Origin of the sequence: Candidatus Protochlamydia sp. R18 (assembly GCF_000648255.1) — a bacterium.
GTDB lineage: Bacteria > Chlamydiota > Chlamydiia > Chlamydiales > Parachlamydiaceae > Protochlamydia > Protochlamydia amoebophila.
In genome coordinates, this window is the sequence record NZ_BASL01000706.1 from 1 (window position 1) to 4,484 (window position 4,484).

2 protein-coding genes are annotated in these 4,484 nt (G+C 35.2%); both read right to left on the minus strand.

The window, feature by feature from the left end; all coding sequences use genetic code 11:
* Positions 1-596 precede the first annotated feature (596 nt).
* The gene (locus TY19_RS06630; RefSeq protein WP_148300647.1) at positions 597-1,067 is read right to left on the minus strand and encodes a hypothetical protein; all 471 of its coding nucleotides are present in this window, start codon (positions 1,065-1,067) and stop codon (positions 597-599) included.
* Positions 1,068-1,119: 52 nt separating this feature from the next.
* Positions 1,120-4,484 (minus strand): RHS repeat-associated core domain-containing protein (locus TY19_RS06635; protein ID WP_042281179.1); only part of this gene is annotated, 3,365 nt, incomplete at its 5' end.

The following is a 4,484-nucleotide window of genomic DNA, read 5'->3' on the forward strand; positions in this document are numbered from 1 at the left end:
GCTTCCATAAGATGCTCCATTGATGAGCGTAGAAGAGTAGCACATTTAAGCATTTATTTCATTTCTCGTGACTACACTATCTAGCTCGTCCTATTTTCAAGATTGCTTGAAAACATTTAAGGACACATAAGATGAAATAGGGTTATTAGAAAATATAGAGATTGATTTTTTACTTTTCTTACCAATCTTTCATTTTCAAATCTTTAAAATATGTTTTGAGAATATTGATTTTTGAAGACTGATAAACCAATGGATGACATAGCATTTCCCTCACATTTTTCGTAAGAAAAAAATTTTACAAAGAATTGAAAAAATAGATTTGATCCTTAAAGAAGAGAAGTTATTGTTATTCATAGAGGACAAAGTGGAGGTCAAATAGGGGCAAGTTCTTTATTCTGAAAACTTAATTATGAAAAAAAGTAGCCTTCTATATTAGCTATCACATTATTTTTAAAACCATTATGAATAAAATTAACATCTAAATCATAATTAAATATGCTCATATTCAACGTCACAGCATTGGGAATAAATTAATTTTTCAGAGACGATAAAGTATTTTATTTCTATTCAATTCACAGAGAAATTCTTCTATGATTTCACTGTTTAATTTTTTTTAATGCTTCTTCGTAACTTTCGCGCTCATCTTTATAATCATAGATGTCTTTAGGTCCTTTATAGAAATAAACAATTTTATCTTTGTGAGTACAAACGGTCGCTACATTTGGCGTTTCAATCACGTTACCTTCAAAATCGTAATTACCTATACTTAGCTCTACGTTCGTATTAGATATAGGATAATCTCTGAGATAGGGACGAATCATTTCATTACTATTTACTTCTGAGATAAATTCTTCTGTAATCAAAATGATCAACGCTTCTGATTCTTTTTTATTTAGAGATCCCTCTCTTCTGAATCCTAAGCTAAAATTATATATGCCGTTCTCAACGCCTCCTCCAATAGTTTCTAGTTGCAAATGTTTCTCATATTTCATGCGTTTTGCAAAATCTTTGATAACTGCATACATCAAATTACCTTCTTGGGACATTTTAGAGTGATATGATGGCATAGCAATCACTTTGAAGATAATTAAACAAATTAGCAATAGGGGAAAAGGTAGTTTATTCATTTAAAAAATTATTTGTAATTGTTGCTATTTCACGAGCATAAGTTGGGCTTTGGAATGAATGATCCATAATGAAATATTCTGGATGGGCTTTCAAATTCACTACTGTGTCTCCACATCTCGAAATTTTATGATAATCTAACCAAGGAATAAGATCTTTATCACTCGTTAAATGCTTTACTTTGCCACATAAGCCATCCGCTATGTATCCTCCTGGAGCAACGGCCAGGACATGAATTTTTTGTCTTAATTCTGGCGGATAGTCCATTAAAGCATTTCGAACATAAACAGCAGCTCGGCTATGGCAAACCATTAAAATTTTTCCTTCAGGAGTATCTTTGAAAAATTCATTCCAAGATCTATGTAGTATTCGCACAGATTCATAAGCAACGTTGTTTATTAAAGCTTGTTTATAGTGGTAAAAATCACTAAACATCCCTTGGGAAGCAGAGTATACCCCAAGTACATTATGGTTAGCAAGTAAACCAAGATGGCCAAGGCTACTAAGATGATCTTGACGGCTATTATTCACACCATTCATAAACATTAAGAGTTTCCCTTGAGTCATCTTTAAGTTATAGGGCATATTGGTTAAAGGATTTTTAAAGTCATTTAAATTATATACTGCAGATCGATTATAATAAATAGCATCAGGAATTTCAGAATCTGAATGGAAAAATTCATAATCTCCTTCAGATTCACAAAATTTATGATTCACAACACTGTTTAGTGGGTCGTTATTTAGGTACTGATACACATTACTTGCAACAAAGCCAGGAATTCCAAATGCACCATAGTCGCACAAAGCCATTGTATAATCAAACGTGGTATCTAATAAACCTGAAAAGGAGAATAGCCCAAATTGATCAAAGTAGATCAGAGGGCTATGATGCACATAGGCGTAGAGGTTAGGACCGTCTTCAAAGCCGGAAGGATCAGCTGTGACCCAGCGACCGAGGTTGGGATCATAATATCGAAGACCAAATGCGACAAATCCTGTCTCGGGATCAAATCGTTTGTTAGCATAACGCCAAGGATTTCTAACCTGAGATTCTTTAATCTCTTTTCCTTTCGCATTAAGGATTTGAATTTCTCCAAAAGCAGAATAGCGATAAGTTTCAATCAGTTGCCCTTGTAAAGACTGTAACCCGCTAATTTGACCGAACAGATCGCGAATGGGGACATAGACTTGATCATTTAGTTCAATGGCAACAGGGGGATACTTTTCACCTTTCCCAAGAATTTTTAATTCAGTGATTTTTCCTTTAACGATAGCCCCAATTTCTTCCTGTCCTTGATGAAAGTACATCTCTTCTTTGACACCTTTTTTACTCAAGCGTCGATTAAAAGGATCGTAAGAGTAAGAAATTGTTTTTTGTTTGGATGTCACTGATCGGAGACGGTCAAGGGCATCGTAGGTGTAAATGGTTTTTTCTGAGCCCGTTTGTTTCTCAATTAAATTTCCATTGGGATCATAGAGATAGGTTTCCTCTCCTCTTTTTAAAAGTTGATTGAGGGAATTGTATGTGTGTTCTTGATCATCTTTAAGTAAGCGATTCGAGAGGGAATCACATTGGTATTTATGATTAGCATGTCCTTTTTCACTTTGTAATTGATAGAAATCATCATAAGTATAAGAAGAAATTTTGCCATCGGTTTCATAGCTGAGCAGATTGCCGACTTCATCATACCCTTCACTTGAAATTGTTTGTTTAAAAAAAGGGGAGGCGACACCGATACATCGATCTAAAGAATCATATTGATAATGAACAAGACCATTTTCTCCTGGGGGTTGGGATTTAATTGGTGCACCTTGTAGATTGTGTTCTAAATCTTTATGCGTATAAGAGTACTTTTCGTTCACTAAACGATGAACAGCTTTTAAATCGACTGCGCTGAACTGATATTCAATCGCTGTTTGATCAGGTAGGGTGATAAGAATAGCTCTGCCAAGGCGATCGTATTGATAAGCAAGAATTAATCCATTTCCGAGTTTTTCTTGAATCATGCGTCCCATTTGATCATACAAACGCTCAGTAGAGCTTTCTGTAACATGGTCGACGACTTTTTTTACCAGTCCATTTAATGTATATTCATAATCGTAATCAATAGATCCATCAGAAGATTTTAATGTTTTTAAATAGCCAAATGAATCGTAGGTGTGAGATAAAATGGCTCCATCAGGTTTTGTGGTAGAAATTTTTTGACCTCGTTGATTATAGAGGTAATGAGTGATTTTTTGTTCGGGTGTATAAGCTGCTTCTGCAAGCATGATTAATTGATTATTTTCGTTATAGCTGAAAAGGGTTTCGATGGAATGCGTTGTTTTTCCATCCACCATCACATGGTCAATGCGTTTTGCTTGATTGCCATTCAAATCGTAATAAAATTGTTGGTGAGAAATTTCTATTCCAAAAGGAGTTTTTCGCTTTTCGCTAACTAATCGATTCGCGTTGTCATAGGTAAGAATTGTCTGATAACCTCGGGCATCTGTTGTGGTAGCTTGCAAGACGCGTTGATTATAATGGTTTAAGTAGTAAGGATTATAAGCTGTGTGCGTCGTCTGACCAAGTGCATTGGTAATTTTTATCACATTTTGATGGGCATCATAAGTTGTTTTTGTGACTTGTTCACCCGCCTTAACAACAATTTTATTTCCTTTCGCATTGTAAGTATATTGGTTGCATTGATAGAGTTGATTTTGAGCATCTTCTAGCCTATCTTCAATAATACGATTGAGCCAATCATAGACTTTAATGGTACGTCGATAATTTGATTCATCAATCCATTCTTTAGTTTCAATTTCTCGTCCCAAACTATCGTAAAAATACTCTGTCATTTGCTCTTCTTTAATTTGAGAGACTAGGCGACCCGCAAAATCATAATGATAATGGGTGACGATTCCTTCTTTATCTATATAGGTCAAGGGGTGGAAAGCATTATACGACCAATGCTGTGCACAAAGAAGGTTTCCTTCTGCAGCATAAGTGGATTCGGTTAGAATTCTTCCTTGATAATCTTTTTCATAGTGCGTGCGTATGCCAGAGCGTTCAGTTTTTTGAATGAGAGTTCCATCTAGTAAATAAAGATATTGTTCGGATGATCCATCGGGATAGTGGGCAAGAATAGGCTGACCGCGAATGTTATATTGAATTTTGGTTTGCAACCCTTTAGCATCTGTTACACAAGTTGGAAGACCGATAAGATTATATTCTCTATGAATAACGGGAGAAACAATTTCTCCAGCTTCATTTTCTATCTCGGGTAAATGTATGGCAATTTGGCGACCAAGATCGTCAAATTCAAAGGTAGTTTCTTGTCCATAAGGATCGGTTGTGGCGATACATTGATTTAAATAAT

Bases quoted from the DNA above. Each gene is read 5' to 3' on its own strand.
- TY19_RS06630 (WP_148300647.1), bottom strand. From the start codon at position 1,067: ATGCCATCATATCACTCTAAAATGTCCCAAGAAGGTAATTTGATGTAT.